At 66.8% G+C, this 15,110-nt stretch carries 15 protein-coding genes; 7 read left to right on the top strand and 8 right to left on the bottom strand.

Annotation, left to right across the window (positions count from 1 at the left end):
* Positions 1–41: 41 nt before the first annotated feature.
* A complete protein-coding gene (locus CP958_RS17815; RefSeq protein ID WP_096703540.1) occupies positions 42–269 on the bottom strand; it encodes a sulfurtransferase TusA family protein in 228 nt (75 codons plus the stop codon).
* 143 nt (positions 270–412) lie between these two features.
* On the opposite strand from CP958_RS17815, the gene CP958_RS17820 reads away from it, so the two are divergent.
* From CP958_RS17820 to CP958_RS17840, 5 genes are all read left to right on the top strand, one after another.
* Positions 413–1,516 carry a YeeE/YedE family protein gene (locus CP958_RS17820; protein ID WP_242442966.1) on the top strand — a complete coding sequence of 368 codons (1,104 nt, stop codon included), beginning with the start codon at positions 413–415 and terminating at the stop codon, positions 1,514–1,516.
* Positions 1,517–1,607: 91 nt separating this feature from the next.
* Positions 1,608–2,066, top strand: a complete 459-nt coding sequence (locus tag CP958_RS17825) for a thiosulfate oxidation carrier protein SoxY (RefSeq protein ID WP_242442967.1) — start codon at positions 1,608–1,610, stop codon at positions 2,064–2,066.
* Between the two features lie 4 nt (positions 2,067–2,070).
* Positions 2,071–2,400 (top strand): thiosulfate oxidation carrier complex protein SoxZ, encoded by a 330-nt coding sequence (gene soxZ, locus CP958_RS17830; protein ID WP_096703542.1) that lies wholly within the window; start codon positions 2,071–2,073, stop codon positions 2,398–2,400.
* A gap of 206 nt (positions 2,401–2,606) precedes the next feature.
* Positions 2,607–4,655 (top strand): nitrate- and nitrite sensing domain-containing protein, encoded by a 2,049-nt coding sequence (locus CP958_RS17835; RefSeq protein WP_096703543.1) that lies wholly within the window; start codon positions 2,607–2,609, stop codon positions 4,653–4,655.
* 15 nt (positions 4,656–4,670) lie between these two features.
* Entirely contained in the window at positions 4,671–4,973 is a 303-nt protein-coding gene (locus CP958_RS17840; protein ID WP_096703544.1) for an STAS domain-containing protein, read from the top strand.
* 114 nt (positions 4,974–5,087) lie between these two features.
* Here CP958_RS17840 and CP958_RS17845 read toward each other — a convergent pair whose 3' ends face one another.
* Entirely contained in the window at positions 5,088–5,873 is a 786-nt protein-coding gene (locus tag CP958_RS17845) for an enoyl-CoA hydratase (RefSeq protein ID WP_096703545.1), read from the bottom strand.
* A gap of 70 nt (positions 5,874–5,943) precedes the next feature.
* Between CP958_RS17845 and CP958_RS17850 the strand changes: the two genes are divergently transcribed.
* Positions 5,944–6,354, top strand: a complete 411-nt coding sequence (locus tag CP958_RS17850) for a PaaI family thioesterase (protein WP_096703546.1) — start codon at positions 5,944–5,946, stop codon at positions 6,352–6,354.
* A gap of 31 nt (positions 6,355–6,385) precedes the next feature.
* On the opposite strand, the gene CP958_RS17855 is transcribed toward CP958_RS17850, so the two are convergent.
* From CP958_RS17855 to CP958_RS17870, 4 genes are all read right to left on the bottom strand, one after another.
* Positions 6,386–7,180 (bottom strand): xanthine dehydrogenase, encoded by a 795-nt coding sequence (locus CP958_RS17855; RefSeq protein WP_242442968.1) that lies wholly within the window; start codon positions 7,178–7,180, stop codon positions 6,386–6,388.
* Positions 7,170–7,778 (bottom strand): TetR/AcrR family transcriptional regulator, encoded by a 609-nt coding sequence (locus CP958_RS17860; protein ID WP_096703547.1) that lies wholly within the window; start codon positions 7,776–7,778, stop codon positions 7,170–7,172. Before CP958_RS17860 ends, CP958_RS17855 begins: the two co-directional genes overlap by 11 nt.
* A gap of 4 nt (positions 7,779–7,782) precedes the next feature.
* Positions 7,783–8,505 carry a response regulator transcription factor gene (locus CP958_RS17865; protein WP_096703548.1) on the bottom strand — a complete coding sequence of 241 codons (723 nt, stop codon included), beginning with the start codon at positions 8,503–8,505 and terminating at the stop codon, positions 7,783–7,785.
* A gap of 89 nt (positions 8,506–8,594) precedes the next feature.
* Positions 8,595–11,042, bottom strand: a complete 2,448-nt coding sequence (locus tag CP958_RS17870; RefSeq protein WP_096703549.1) for a 7TM-DISM domain-containing protein — start codon at positions 11,040–11,042, stop codon at positions 8,595–8,597.
* Between the two features lie 118 nt (positions 11,043–11,160).
* Here CP958_RS17870 and CP958_RS17875 point away from each other — a divergent pair, with 118 nt between their 5' ends.
* Entirely contained in the window at positions 11,161–13,107 is a 1,947-nt protein-coding gene (locus CP958_RS17875; RefSeq protein WP_242442969.1) for a TonB-dependent receptor, read from the top strand.
* An 8-nt stretch (positions 13,108–13,115) separates the two neighbouring features.
* Here CP958_RS17875 and CP958_RS17880 read toward each other — a convergent pair whose 3' ends face one another.
* A complete protein-coding gene (locus tag CP958_RS17880) occupies positions 13,116–14,243 on the bottom strand; it encodes an HD domain-containing phosphohydrolase (protein WP_096703550.1) in 1,128 nt (375 codons plus the stop codon).
* Positions 14,240–14,971: a hypothetical protein gene (locus tag CP958_RS17885; protein WP_096703551.1), complete on the bottom strand. Its 732-nt coding sequence runs from the start codon at positions 14,969–14,971 to the stop codon at positions 14,240–14,242. The genes CP958_RS17880 and CP958_RS17885 overlap by 4 nt, the downstream gene beginning before the upstream one ends.
* Positions 14,972–15,110 lie beyond the last annotated feature (139 nt).

A 15,110-nucleotide genomic window follows, 5' to 3' on the forward strand; every position in this document is an offset into this window, starting at 1 on the left:
GCCCCTCGGGCGCCCTTCTCGATCTTACCCTGGGGCGCCCCTCAGGCGCCCTTCTCGATCTTGAACGTATAGACGCCGCCGTCCTGCTCCTGGCTGAGTAGCTTGTTGCCGGTCTGGCGGCAGAAGGCGTCGAAATCGGCGACCGAACCGGGATCGGTGGCGATCACCTCCAGCACCGCCCCGGCCGTCAGGTCCTTGATGGCCTTCTTGGCGCGCAGGATGGGCAGCGGGCAGTTGAGGCCCTTCACGTCCAGAACGGTGTTCGACATCCTTGTCCTCCCTTATATCCGTCACGGCGGGTCGGCCCGCGCTTTGATATGAGACTACACTAATATTAACCGCAGTCCCAGTCCATTGATGCCGCCGCCGTCCCGGTGATAGCCTGAACCGGCCACGCCAGCCCCGGTGGAGGGTGCCCTTGTCCGAAATCCCGCTGACCACCATCGTCGGATCGGCCACCTTCGCGGTGGGCGCCGTGTTCGGCTGGGCGGCGCGGACCAGCGAATTCTGCACCATGGGCGCCCTTTCGGACATGGTGTTCATGGGCGACCGGCGGCGAATGCGCGCCTGGGTGCTGGCCATGGCCGTCGCCTTGCTGGGATCGCAGGCGCTGCAGGCGGCCGGGCTGGTCGACCTGCGCAAATCCATCTATCTCGGCGGCACCATCCCCTGGGCCGGGGCCGTGCTGGGCGGGCTGATGTTCGGTTACGGCATGACCCTGGCCGGCGGCTGCGGCAGCAAGACCCTGGTGCGGCTGGGCGGCGGCAATCTCAAATCGCTGGTGGTGATGCTGGTGGTCGGGCTGTTCGCCACCATGACGCTGAAGGGCCTGCTGGCCATGGAGCGCATCGCCATCGAGCAGGCCACCGGCCTCTCTCCCGCCCGGCTGGGCGCCGCCGACCAGAGCCTGCCCGCATTGCTGGCCGGAATGGGGCTGCCCGCCGCCGTCTCCCGCCCGCTGACCGTGGCGGTCCTGGCCGCCGGCGCCCTGGTCTGGTGCCTGCGCGACGCGGGTTTCAGGGCAGCGCGCGGCACGGTGGCCGGCGGCCTGACCATCGGCCTGACCATCCCCGCCGGCTGGGCCATCACCGGCATCCTGGGCGCCGATGATTTCGACCCGGCGCCGCTGGCCTCGTTCTCCTTCATCGCCCCCATGGGGGACGGGCTGATCTATCTGATGACCTACACCGGCTCGACCATCACCTTCGGCATCGCCGCGGTGGGCGGGGTTATCGCCGGCTCGTTCCTGGCGGCCCGCCTGTCGGGGAGCTTCGCGGTGGAGGGTTTCACCGACACCGCCGACATGCTGCGCCATCTGGGCGGCGGCGCCCTGATGGGGACCGGCGGCATCCTGGCCATGGGCTGCACCATCGGCCAGGGCTTGACCGGCCTGTCCACCCTGTCGCTGACCTCGCTCCTGGCGCTGGGCGCCATCATCGCCGGCGGCCTGTGGGGGCTGCGGAGCATGGAAGAAGGCGGCCCGCTTCCCGGCCTCCGCGCCCTGCTCCACCTATGAATATCATAATATTATGATATATTCGATTGCACCCCCTTGCCCACCTCCGCTACCATCAAAGAAAAAAGATTCCTTGGGGGAGGAGAGGCTCGTGGACACCACCGCGATACTGAACCGCCGCGCCGTATTGGCCGGGACGGCCGCCCTGGCCGCCACCGCCGGTCTGGCCGCGCCGGCACCGGCACGGGCGCAGGAGGTGGACGAGTTGGCCCGCAAGCTGATGGGGCCGTTCAAGGCCAGAGAGGGCAAGCTCAGGCTGAAAATGCGCGATGTGGCCGCCAGCGGCGCCTCCGAGCCCATCACCGTGTCCATGGACTCGCCCATGACGACCGCCGACCACGTCAAGGCCATCCACGTGCTGGCCGAGGGCAATCCCTATCCGGTGGTGTCGTCCTGGTATCTGACGCCCCGTTCGGGCCGGGCGGAGATCAGCTTCCGCATGCGGTTGGCCAAGACCCAGACGGTACGGGCCTATGCGGTGACCTCGGACGGCGAGGTGTGGATCGCCCGCCAGGACGTCACGGTCACCATCGGCGGCTGCGGAGGCTGAGGACATGGCCAATTCCGATCGCGTCAAGGTGCGCATTCCGCCCAAGGCCAAGAAGGGCGAGATCATCGAGATCAAGACCCAGATCAGTCACGACATGGAGACCGGCCTGCGCAAGGACGCGGCCGGCAAGACCATTCCCCGGCACATCATCACCCGCTTCACCTGCACCTGGAACAACGAGCCGGTGATCAGCGCCGACTGGCATCAGGCGGTCTCGGCCAATCCGTTCGCCAGTTTCTTCGCGGTGGCCTCGGCCAGCGGCAAGATCAAGCTGACCTGGTTCGACGAGAACGGCGAGACCCTGGAATATGTCCATGACATACTAGTGGAGTAGACAAGAACCAATTGATCATAAGTATTGTTACATATCCAACCTGACATTTTGTAACCAGACCACGTCATCGACATTTATGGTTTGGCCGATACAATCCTTCGCCATATCATGCAGGGTGGAGGCGGCAGTTTGTCATGCCTCCGCGCAGTCGGTTTGTATCGTTACGGCAGTTCGCGAGCGCGCGCTCCAACGCCTAAGAGGCTCCCATGCTAAACAACCTCAAGATCGCGGTCCGGCTTGTCCTGGCGCTGATCATTCCGCTGGTGGCGGTCGTCGTCTATTCCGGCCTGGCCCTGTCCGAAAAGAACCGGCAGGCCGACGAGATGGAGCAGGTGGAGGAGCTGGCGCGGCTGGCCCCGGCGATCAGCGCCCTCGTCCACGAACTGCAGAAGGAGCGCGGCACCTCGGCCGGTTTCGTGGGCAGCAAGGGCGAGAAGTTCAAGGACCGCCTGCCCGAGCAGCGCAAGCTGACCGACGGCAAGCAGGCCGAGCTGACCGCCGCGCTCGCCCGCTTTCCCGCCGCTGATTTCGGCACCGGCTTCAAGTCCAAGCTGGACGCCGCCGACGCCGCCGTCAAAGGGTTGGCGGACAAGCGCGCCGCCATCAGCAACCTGTCCCTTTCCCTGGGAGAGGCCACCGGCTACTACACCGGCACCATCGCCAAACTGCTGGCGGTGATCGAGGAGATGGCGGTGGTCAGCCGCGATGCCCGCGTCACCAAGGCCATCCTCGCCTATGTCCAGTTGCTGCACGGCAAGGAGCGGGCCGGGCAGGAACGCGCCACCGCCAGCGGCGGTTTCGGCGCCAAGAAGTTCGAGCCGCCCCTGCACCGGGCCTTCACCCAGTTGATCGCCCGCCAGGAGGTGTTCTTCGACACCTTCACCAAGAACGCCGAGCCCGAACTGCGCCAGGCCTTCGAGACGGCCATGGGCGATGCGGCGGTCAAGGACGTGGACCGCATGCGCGCCGTGGCGCTGGACGCCCCCTTCACCAACGATCTGGGCGGGATCGAGGCGCCGGTGTGGTTCGACACCATCACCAGGAAGATCGATCTGCTGAAGCAGGTGGAGGATGCGGCCTCGGCCGCCCTGGTCACCATGGCCAAGAAGGGCCACGACGCCACCGTCAGCGCCCTGTCCGCCTATCTGGTCATCACCGGAGCCGTGCTGTCGCTGGGCATCGTCCTGGTATGGGTCATCGCCCGGGGCATCACCCGCCCGCTGGCCGAGATGACCGTCGACATGACCAAGCTGGCCGAGGGCGACAAGACCATTCCCATCAACGGCCTCGACCGCACCGACGAGATCGGCGCCATGGCCCGCGCCGTCGAGGTGTTCAAGAAAGGCCTGATCCGCGCCGACCAGCTGGACGAGGAACGGCGCCAGGCGGAATGGACCAAGGACAAGCGCGCCCGGGTGATCGACAACCTGCTGCGCGAGTTCAACGAGGAGGTTTCCGACGCCCTGGCCGGCATGGCCTCCACCGCCACCGAGCTGGAAGCCACCTCGCGCTCGCTGTCCTCCACGGCGGAAGACGCCTCGGCCCAGGCCTCGGCCGTCGCCGCCGGCATCGAGGAAACCGCCGTCAACATGCGCACCGCCGCCGGTTCGGTCGAGCAACTGGTGCATTCGGGCGAGGATATCAGCCGCAAGGTCCGGGACTCGGTGCGCATCAGCGAGGAGGCCTCGGCGGAAGCGCGGCGCACCACCCAACTGATCGACGGCCTGGCCTCGGCGGTGGACAAGATCGGCGCCGTGGTGGCGCTGATCAACGACATCGCGGCCCAGACCAACCTGCTGGCCTTGAACGCCACCATCGAGGCGGCCAGAGCCGGCGAGGCGGGCAAGGGCTTCGCCGTGGTCGCCAACGAGGTCAAGCATCTGGCCAACCAGACCGCCAAGGCCACCGACGAGATCGCCGGGCAGATTTCCACCGTGCAGAAGGTCACCGGCGACGCCGTGTCGGCCATCACCGCCATCACCAACGTGATCGAGCAGGTGCACGAGGTGGCGACCGGCATCGCCGACGCGGTGCGCGGCCAGGATGCCGCCACCGGCGAGATCGCCGCCAACGTGCAGCAGGTGGCCACCGCCACCGGTGAGATCAGTTCCAACGTCACCGGCGTCAACTCGGCGGCGGAGGAAACCAAACACGCCTCGGCCGAGGTGCTGCAGACCGCCCAGGACGTCTCGGAGCGCGCCACCAAGCTGCGCGACCGGGTCGACACCTTCCTCACCTCAATCCGCGCATCCTAGCCAGGACGGACGGTCATGCAGTACACCATCAAGGCAGCGGGCGACGGGGCGGACATCCATCTCAGGGGACGCCTGACCTTCGCCGAGGCGGCGGATTTCCCCAAGGTCCTGGCGGAGCTGGACAAGGTGGGTAAAGGGCACTGGGACATCCGCCTGGGCGAGCTGACCTTCATCGATTCCACCGGCATGAGCCTGTTCGTCCATATCTACGACAGCGCCAACGCCGCCGGGACCAAGGTGGTGATCCACGGCGCCACCGGCCCGGTGCGCGAAGCCCTGGACCGCGCCGCCTTCCAGACCCTGTTCGAGTTCAGGTAAAGCGACATGCAGCCACTGAGGCTGCGGCCAAGGGCGCGGCAGCGCCCGCCCGGCGAGGGGCAAATATAAGGCGGGACCATCCGGCGTCATATCTGACGCCCGATGGTCCGAAGCTCAGCAGCCGCGCCACACCGGCTGGCGCTTTTCCAGGAAGGCGTCGATGCCCTCGGCGGCATCCATGGCCAGCATGTTCTCGGTCATCACCTGCGAGGCATGGGCATAGGCGTCGTCCAGGCCCATCTCCAACTGGCGATAGAACGCCTCCTTGCCCACCTTGAGGGTATAGGGCGACTTGGCGGCGATCAGCCCGGCCATCTCGGCGACGGCACCGTCCAGCGCCTCGGCGGGCACCACGCGGTTGACCAGCCCCCACCGCTCGGCCGTGGCGGCATCGACCGGCACTCCCGACAGCAGCATCTCCATGGCCTGCTTGCGCCCCACGGCGCGGGACAGGGCCACCATGGGGGTCGAGCAGAACAGCCCGATATTGACCCCCGGCGCGGCGAATTTGGCATCGGTCGAGGCATAGGCCAGATCGCAACTGGCCACCAGCTGGCAGCCGGCCGCCGTCGCCATGGCATGGACCTTGGCGATGACCGGCTGGGGCAGGCGCACCACGGCGGTCATCACCCGCGAGCACAGGGCGAACACCGCCGCCACCTCGTCGCGGCCGGTCAGGGCGCGCATTTCCTTGAGATCGTGCCCGGCGCAGAAGGCGGGACCAGCGGAGGCCAGCACCACCACCTTGACCGAGGCATCGGCGGCGATGGCGGCCAGGGCCTTTTCCAGCTCGGTCATCAGCGCCACCGACAGGGCATTGCGCGCCGCCGGACGGTTGAGCGTCAGGGTGGCGATACCGCCCGCGTCACGACGCGTCAGGATGGGGTCGACCTCGGACATACCAAACCTCCCTTGCCATCTCCGGCGAAAATCCCGGACACTGGTCGGACCACTTTAGTCCGGAGCCCCAATGTCCGCCATCTCTCCCGAACAGTTCAACGTCCTGCTGATGGAAAAGCTGCCCATGGCCCGCGATCTGGCCATCCGGGCCGAAAGCATCGGCAAGGGCACCGCCCGCCTGCTCATGCCGTTCGGGCCGCACCTGACCCGGCCGGTGGACGTGGTCTGCGGTCCGGCCCTGATGACCCTGGCCGACGTGGCGCTCTATGCCGCCGTGCTGTCGGCCATCGGCCAGCAGGAGATGGCGGTGACCAGCAATCTCAACATCAGCTTCCTGCGCAAGGCCGAGCGCTGCGACATCATCGCCGAGGCCAGCTTGCTCAAGCTGGGCCGCCGTCTCGCCATGGGCGCGGTGGAGCTGATCGCGGCGGGCAGCGACGAACTGGTCGCCCATGTCACCGCCACCTACGCCATTCCGTGATACGGAGAATGATCTCCGCCCCCGGCTTCCGTCAGGGCAGGATGATCGCCACCACGGCCTCGGCGATGCGACGGGGACGCTCGTCGATGCCGCTCAGCTTGACCTCGCCGGGGCGGGGATCGATCTCGGCGATCTTGTTGCCCCGCTCCACCGGCACCCCGTCATGGGTCAGGCCGCGCACGATACCGTCGAAGGGCGCCGCGACCACCGCGTCGCCGATGCGGGCCACCACCTCGCCGGCCCTGACCCGCTGGCCGATGGCCGCCTCGGCCCGCAGGATTCCGGCGATGGGGGCATAGCGGAAACGGGAGCGGGCCTGCCCCAGCACGGCGCGCGGCTCACCCGCCAGTTTGAGGGTCGCGCCGCTGCGCACCACCCGCCCCAGTTGCTCCCACGAGGTTTCCACCGCCACGTCCACGTTGACGCCCACGGTACAGCCCGGCCCCATGCCCACCACCAGCGGCGCCAGCCCCCGTTGCGGCTCGGGCGCCTGCTGCTTGTTCATGCGGGCATCCACCAGCACCGCCCAGGACCGGGCGGCGACGGCCACCGCAAAGTCCATGGCCAGCAGCGGAATTTCGCCGCCGGCCCAGGAGCGCCCGATGGCGCCGGGATCGTCGAGACGGCGGGCCAGCAGCCCCTCGAACGCGGCCTCGCCGTGAAAGAAGGCATCGGAAAAGGCCATGCGGCGGCGGATGGCGATGGGCGGGCGGGAGGATTGCAGCGCCACCCGGCAACCACCCCGCACCAGATGGCAGGCGATGGCCGAGGCGATCTCGCCACTGCCGCGGATCAGGATTTCGAGGGGCGGAGGATCAATGCTCACGGGGCCCCATCAACCCGCCCAGCACCTGATCGGAATAGATGGCGATGACCTGTTCCTTGGTCAGGCGGCCGTGGGGCCGGAACCAGGTGCAGACACCGGTCAGCATGCTGAGAATGCCATAGGCGGCGACGCGGGTATCGCCGCAGCGGAACAGCCCGGCCGCCTCGCCCTGCTCGAGAATGTCGATCAGCCGGCGTTCGTAACGCCGGCGCAAGGTGACGATCTCTTCGTAGTGATTGGGTTCCAGGCTGCGCAACTCCGAGGCGCCGATGAACACCTCGCGCTTGCGCACAATGTGGTAGGTGACGTGAAACGCCACGAAGGCGCGCAGGCGCCCCTCGGCCCCCAGCCCGTCCACCGCCGCCATGGCCGCGTCGAACTGCAGGAACAGCTCGTCCATATGGGCGCGGATCAGGTCGTAGAGCAGGTCTTCCTTGGTGCTGATGTGGTTATAGAGCGAGCCGACCTGGATGCCGACCTCGGCGGCCAGTTGGCGCAGGCTCATGGCCTCGAAGCCATGCTCGTAGATCAGCTTGAGGCCCGCCTTGCGGATGGCCTCCATGGTACGGGGGCCGTGGGAACCGATGGTACGGGCCATGATCCTATCCGGCCTGGCGGGCGCGGGCCTCGACCGGCGCGGCGAAGACGTAGCCCACCGAGCGGACGGCGCGCACCGGCAGATTCTCGCCGGTGGCGGAATTGACCTTGCGCCGCAGCCGGGCCATCACCGCGTCGATGCTGCGATCGTCGTAGCCACCGACGCTCTTGCCCAGGGCGGCGGCGATATCGTCGCGCGCCACCGAGGCGCCCGGCTCCTGGGTCAGAGTCTGCAACACCCGGAATTCGGCGTTGGTCAGCGGCACGCGATGACCGGCGGGAGTGATCAGCGACCAACTGGCGGCGTCGAAGCCCCAGGTCTGGTTGCCCTCCTCGCGACCTTCGCGCTTTTCCTCGGCGACCTGTTCGCCCAAGCGCCGCGTCAGGCTGTGGATCACCGCCTCCAGCTCCCGGAACTGTACCGGCTTGACCAGATAAGCGTCGGCGCCGGCGGTCAGGCCCAGCACCCGGTCGTCCAGTTGTCCGCGGGCGGTCAGCATGATGATGCCCACCTTGCTGGCCGATCGCAGCCGGGCGGCAATGGAGAATCCGTCCTCGCCGGGAAGATTGACGTCGAGAACCAGCAGATCGGGGGTGAATTCCAGCAACAGCGCATCCATTTCCGTGCCGGAACCGGCGCGCTGGACGTTCATGCCGACCAGCGAGAGATAGCGGCAGATGGACCCGCAAAGATCAGGGTCGTCCTCGACGACCATTACCTTGATCATAGAATACCCCCCACGGACAGCCAATTAGCCAATAATATCACCATACTTTACACGCACCTTATTTAGCGCTTTGGTATTACACGATCCAGTTAAAAACCTTGCCGCCGAGACAACCATATATCGAATGCTGTCCCCATTCCCCGCTGGCTGTCCACCGAAATTGCCGCATCGTGCAGATCCATGATGCGTTTGACGATATAGAGGCCGAGGCCGGCGCCGCGCACCCGGTCCGATTTGGTGGAGCGGTAGAACTTCTCGAAGATGCGCGGCTGCTCCTCCACGGCGATGCCCGGCCCTTGATCGGCAACCCGGATCTTGACCGCGTCCGCCTCGGCCAGGACATCAATGGTCACCGGGGTATGGGATGGCGAGAATTTCAGCGCGTTGTCGATCAGATTGGAAAAGGCGATGCGCAGCAAGGTGGAATCGGCCACCAGCCAGACGGGACCCGGCGCGTTGAGAATCAGATCGCGATTCCCGGCGAAGGGCCGCTTGTCGTCGCAGATGTCGGCCAGCATGCGGGCCACGTCCACCCGGTCGGTCTGCAACTGCATGGCCGAGGAATCCAGGCGGTCGTCGGCCAGACAGACGTCGATGAGTTCGGACATCCGCCGCACGGCACGGCGGATCTTGGCGACCTCGTCCACGGCATCCCCTTCCGCGCCGGTATAGATGCCCAGCAATTGCGACGCGGCTTCGATGATGGCCAGCGGCACCCGGAACTCGTGCGAGACCATGGCCAGGAAATTGCGCTGCTCGCGCATGGCCTGACGCTCCGCCTCGAGGGCGGCCTCGGCCCGCCGGCCCGACAGGCGCAGCATGTTCTCAAGCTGCTTGCGGGCGGTGATGTCGTTCAGACAGATCAGGACGCAATCCTCGCCGCGATAGCTGAAGCGCACACCCGACAGCAGCACCCAGCGCTGCATGCGCGGCATCCGCCGTATCCGCAGTTCCACCCCGAATACGGCTCCGGCCTGATGGAGCTGGGAGATCAATGCTCCACGCTCCGCCGGCTCCACATAAAAATCAGCGGTCCGTGATCCCAGGGCGGCGTCGGCGGGCATGTTCAGAAGCTCGGCGGCAGGCCCGTTCAGGTAAAGGATGGCGCCCTCGGGAAAACTCGACACCACCATGGGGAATGGCGCCGCCTCGAGAATGGCCCGCACCTGGGTCTCGCGCTCCTTGACGCGATCCTCGGCGGCACGGCGCTCGGCGATCTCGCGGGCCAGCGTGAGGTTGGATTCGGCCAGTTCCTGGGTGCGTTGCCGGACCCGCTCCTCCAACGCCCGCTCGACCTGATGGGCCGATTCCAACTGCAACTGCCGGGCACGGTGACGGCCGGCCTCGATGCCGGCGCCCCGCCACACCAGACCGTAGCCGATCAGCAGCATATGAGCGCCGGCCGCGAAATGGGCGGCCAGATCCATCTCGATGGGTGTGACCAGCAGGCCCAGCGTCCGCGCCACCACCGCCATGTTGACCAGAATCTGGATGAAGAAGGCCGCCAGATACCACCGGGCCATGGCATCGCCGGCCATGACCCGCCGCACGGCCAGGGCCGTGGTGACGAAGAAGGAGACCAGGACCACCGACTGGACCGCCGGCGCCGCCAGCCAGTAGAACCCCAACGGCACCGACAGGGCCGCCCACTGACAGCCGCGCCCCGCCAGACGGTAGACGCGCTCCATCAGCGGGAAGTGCTGCTCGAAATCCAGAAGACGCGCGGCAAAGACGATGCCGCCGCCGATGGCCATGCACGCCGAGATGCCAAGCAGATGATCGGCCAGCAGGGGACTTTCGGGAAACAGGAACTGCGAGGCGAAGCCGCCGAGGGCCAGATACATGGTCTCCAGCGGAATTGCATAGGCGAGAAAGCCGAGATAGAGCCGATCCCGCCCGGCGACGTACTGGACCAGGGCGAACAGGATGATGGTGATCGAGGCACCGTGGGCGAAACCGTGGGCCAGATCCCGATGGGCGACCCTGAGCGCGAATCCCTCGGGCGACAAGAGTCGTGCCGCCACGCTGATGGTACTGGTGGACTTGACCCGCAGATAGACGCGGTGGGGCAGGTCGTCGGCCAGATGGACGCGGAAGACGAAGCTGCGGTACGGCAGGGGGCGGGCGGCGAAAGCGGCGCGATCCCCGGCGGCGAAGGCCCGCAATGCGCCCCGCTCGTCCTCCACGAACAGAGTGATCTGATCGAGATAGGCGGGCTCCACCTCCAGCAGCCAGTCGGCCGGCGCGTCGGCGCCACGCCTGATTTCGGTCCGCAGCCACCAGGCGCCACGGTCGAAACCCGCCGCCAGATCGCCATCCAGCGGCGTGAAACCGACCGCCGCCTCGGAGCGGGTCACGTCGTCGATGTCGAGAGCGGCGGAAGGGTCGCGCAACACCGACCAGTGACCGCCCAGCGGCTGTACTTCGGCGTGGGGCGACAACACGACGGCGGCCGCCCCCGGCAGCCCCGAGGCAACCAGGGCCATCAGCGCCAGGACCAAGACCAGCGCGTGCCTTCCCGCCCCCTTCAACCGCATGGCCGCCTTGCCTCCCCTCCTCACCCTCTCAAACCGGTACACCGAAGTGCCCACGAGCGCAATGGCCGCAGCCGGATTGGCTTGCCTTTGAACGACCGATCCGATTAGTTCTATATCCATGACATGGGGGCATGCTCAAAATCGGTACTTTCTGCGCTTTCTGTCGCTGCTGGCGGCGGTACAGGCGCTTGCCGAATCATCGAGGGCCGCCGAACTGCCCAAGGTGCTCCCCGACCAGTCGTTCATCGACACCCGTTACATGGGCCGCCATGCCGGCCAGGATGTGCCGCCCACCATGCTGCTCGCCGACCTGCCGGTGGCCGAGCCGCTGATGCCGGCCAAGACCGCCTGGCCGACCGAATTCTTCGCTCAGCGCCGGGCGGTGGCGGCGGCCGGCAACGTGGCCCTGACCGGCGGCCTGCAGGGCAACGGCGTCGTCTCGACCGAGGCCGGGCTGACCAACATGGAGGTCGGTGACACGACGCTGTGGGGTGGCGCGCGCCACGACCACGTCAAGCCCTACGAGGACGGTGCCGGCCAGCGGGTGAATTACGGTTACGACCGCATCAACACCCAATTGGCCGCCAACTGGCGCCCCGCCCCTCAAAGCCGCCTGTCCGGCTTCGTCATGCGCGACGCCTTCAACAACCATCGCATTCCCAATTACGGCATCGACGCCACCCGCCTGGACCGCTACATCGCCTCGACGGTGTTCGAGCATGCGCCGCAGGATTCGGCGGTGAACCGGGTCGAGGCCGGCCTGGTCTTCGACGCGCTGAGCTATGACGCCGACAATGTCACCTTGCGCGACCGGAGCAGCCAGGGAGGCCTCAAGTACAACGGCCTGTGGACCACCACCCGCGGCACGGTGCGCGGCGAATTCACCACCGGCACCTTCCGCAACACGGTGACGGCGGATTTCGGTGTGCTGAACTACAACATCGACATCGACGCCCTGTATCCCGCCCAGGGCGAGGCGGTGCACCGCATGCCCGATGTCCAGACGCTGCAGGCCGGCCTGACCTTGGCCACCGCCACCAAGCTGTCGCCGCAGGACGGCCTGGCCGCCGCCCTGCGCCTGGACGCCATCCATTCCGACCCCAACGACCGCAGCAACCTGCCGGCGGTTTCGGGCAGCGGGGCCTCGTCCTTCCAGGTCTCGCCGCAGCAATTGTGGAACAGCTATTACGGCAACGGCAACGATTCGCGCCCCACCAACCTCAACGTCAGCGGCCGTCTGCTGCTGACCCATGACACCGAGGACAAGGGTGGACGCCTGCATGCCGATCTGCGCCGCGCGGTGCGCAGTCCCGACGCCGGCGAACGCTTCTATGCCAGTTCCGGCCCCACCGCCCTCATACAGGTGGGCAATCCGCAACTGAACCCGGAGGTCCATCACCGCTTCGAGATCGGGGCACGGCGCGACGGCGGCGGCTTTCTGGGCAATTTCGCGCCGGGCAACCCGGCGGGATCGTGGCGGGTGGCGGCCACCGGCTATGCCGACCGGGTGGAGGATTTCATCACCGCCGACCGCGCCCATGGGCAGCCCGGCATCCTGAAAAGCGACGGCGCGGTCATCTACCGCAACGTGGACGCCTATCTGGCCGGGGGCGGGCTGGAAGGCTGGTGGCAGATATCGGAGAGTTTTGGTGCCCGAGCCAAGCTCTCTTGGACCCGTGGCGAGAATCTCACCGATTCACGCCCCCTCTATCAGGTGCCCCCGCTGGACGGCGAGATGGTGATCGAGCATCGCCGCGAACTGGCCCCCGATACCGTGGGATCGGTGGGCGCGCGCCTCAGCTTCGCCGCCAGTCAGAACCGTGTCGATCCCTATGCCGCCACGGGCTCGGGCCAGGACACGGCCGGCGGCACGGCGGGCTGGGCGCTGCTCGACCTGTTCGCCGGCGCGGCGCTGGGTGATCGCGCCGCCGTCACCGCCGGCATCGCCAACGTGCTGGACAAGCATTACCACCAGCATGTCAATCCGCTGCCGCAAAGCCCCACCACCCGGCTGCAATGGGCTCCGGGCCGCAGCGCCTTCATCCAGGCGACGGTCGGCTTCTGATTTTCCGGTCACGCCGACGGCGTGGCGGCATCCAGCAGCATGGCGCGGAACAGGGCCAGCAGGGACTGATCGATCTCGCCGCCCATGCGCTCGCTCATCAGGGCCAGCGCGTCCTCCGGCGACATGGGTTCCTTGTAGACCCGGCGATCGGTCAACGCCCCGAAGATATCGACGATGGAGGCCATGCGGGCCAGCTCGTTGAGCTGCGAGCCCCTGAGGCCGCTGGGATAGCCCTGGCCGTCCAGTTTCTCGTGATGCTGGGCGGCGATGGTCAGCACCCCCTTGGGCAGACTCTCGCACAGCTTCAGGTAATCCACCGATTTCGGCACATGGCTGCGCATCACCTGCAGCTCGCCGTCGTCCAGGCGGCCAGGCTTGTTCAGCACCTCGTGCGGGATGGTCATCTTGCCGATGTCGTGCAGCAGGCCGCCGCTGGCCAGCAGGCTGAGATCCTCGCCCTTCAGGCCGATGGTATGGCCGAACAGCGACAGCAACGTCGCGACCCGGAGCGAGTGGACGTAGGAGTAGTTGTCGTGGCCCTTGACCCCGTTGAGGATCACCTTGAAGTCATGGTTGCTGACCGCGTCCACCAGCGGGCCGCAGGCCTCGGTGATCTCCTGGTAGACCAGGGGCTCGCCCTTGTCGATCAGGTCGGAGATGTTGTTGAAGCTGTCCACCGTGCGCCGCAGCGATTCCTTGTAATGGGGGGCCAGATTCTCCCATCCCGCCTCCACCGATTTGTTGACCAGCCCCGAGATGGTCTTGATCAGGGTCGAACGGCGATAGGGCTTTTCCAGACAGGCGTCGGTATCGAAGGCGGCGCTGCCCAGTTGCGACGGCGGCCGCGCCATGGTGCGGATGATCGGCACGCCCTTCAGCAGCTTGCGGGCGAGCGCGATGGGGTCGCCGCCCAGGCGCGGCTGCGCCTTCTCGTCCAGCAGCACCACGCAGGGCGGCGTCCTGGACAAGGTATCCATGGCAAGGTCGAACTGGTCGAAGGTGGCCACCTGATAGAACGACGTCAGGGCCGAGGCCACCTGCTGGCGATGCCCGGGATGGGCATCCACCACCGCCACCAGGATCTTGCGGGACTGGGCGGCCATGTCGGGATTGGAGGAAACGGCTGCGGCCATCATGGCCCTCCCTCCTGCCGTACATTGACCGCAGGACCGAGATCGAAGCCGCGCAAGGTGTGCTGCAGCGTCTCGCGGATGCGGTCGGTCTGCTCGGCGCTGGGCCGCGCCCCGGTGGGGCTGGGCTTGCTCATGGCCTGTACCCAGACCCATTGACCGGGCGGCGTTTCGAGGAAGCGCAGCAGACGGCGCAGCGCATGGGCCAGGATCTGCGCGGTGCGGGTCTCGGCATAGAAGGTGTCCCACACCAGATTGTGACCGTGAGCCACCAGCAGGTTTTGCAGGATGGCCCGGCTGTGGCGGTCATATTCGGCGTATTTGTCGCCGCACGCCGCCTCCACCACCTCGAAGTAATTGGTCAGGAAGGGACGGGGATAGGCGGGCGGCTCGCCCGACAGCAAGGTCTCGAACGGGCGGACCATCAGGCGGCGAAAGGGATTGTCGCGGCTGGACGCCTTGCCCCGGCCCGGCTGAAACCTCTGGCGGCAGGACTTTTCCTGGGAGTCGAAGGCGACATCCAGTTCATAGGTGCCGCGCCCCACCAGCTTCAGAATCTTGATGGCATCCTCGACGCGCACCAATCCGTCACGGGATGTTTCACGCAGCAGCCGCTCCAGCACATCGGAGACCACCGCCGCCACGTCGTAACAGCCGCGCCGCCCGGTGCCGCAGGACGACCCGGCCGCCGCGCCTTCCCCGGAAACCGGCGGTTTGCCGCTTGAACTATTCATAACCCAATCTCATGTTAGCCCCAATCCCCTAACATGAGTATGGGAATACCATTGACAATATGCAACAGGCAGAGGGTGACGAAATTCAACCGAATCTTACATCTTGGGAAGACTGCGATTGACTATTGTCAAAGCAATC

It is taken from the genome of Magnetospirillum sp. 15-1 (assembly GCF_900184795.1).
GTDB lineage: Bacteria > Pseudomonadota > Alphaproteobacteria > Rhodospirillales > Magnetospirillaceae > Phaeospirillum.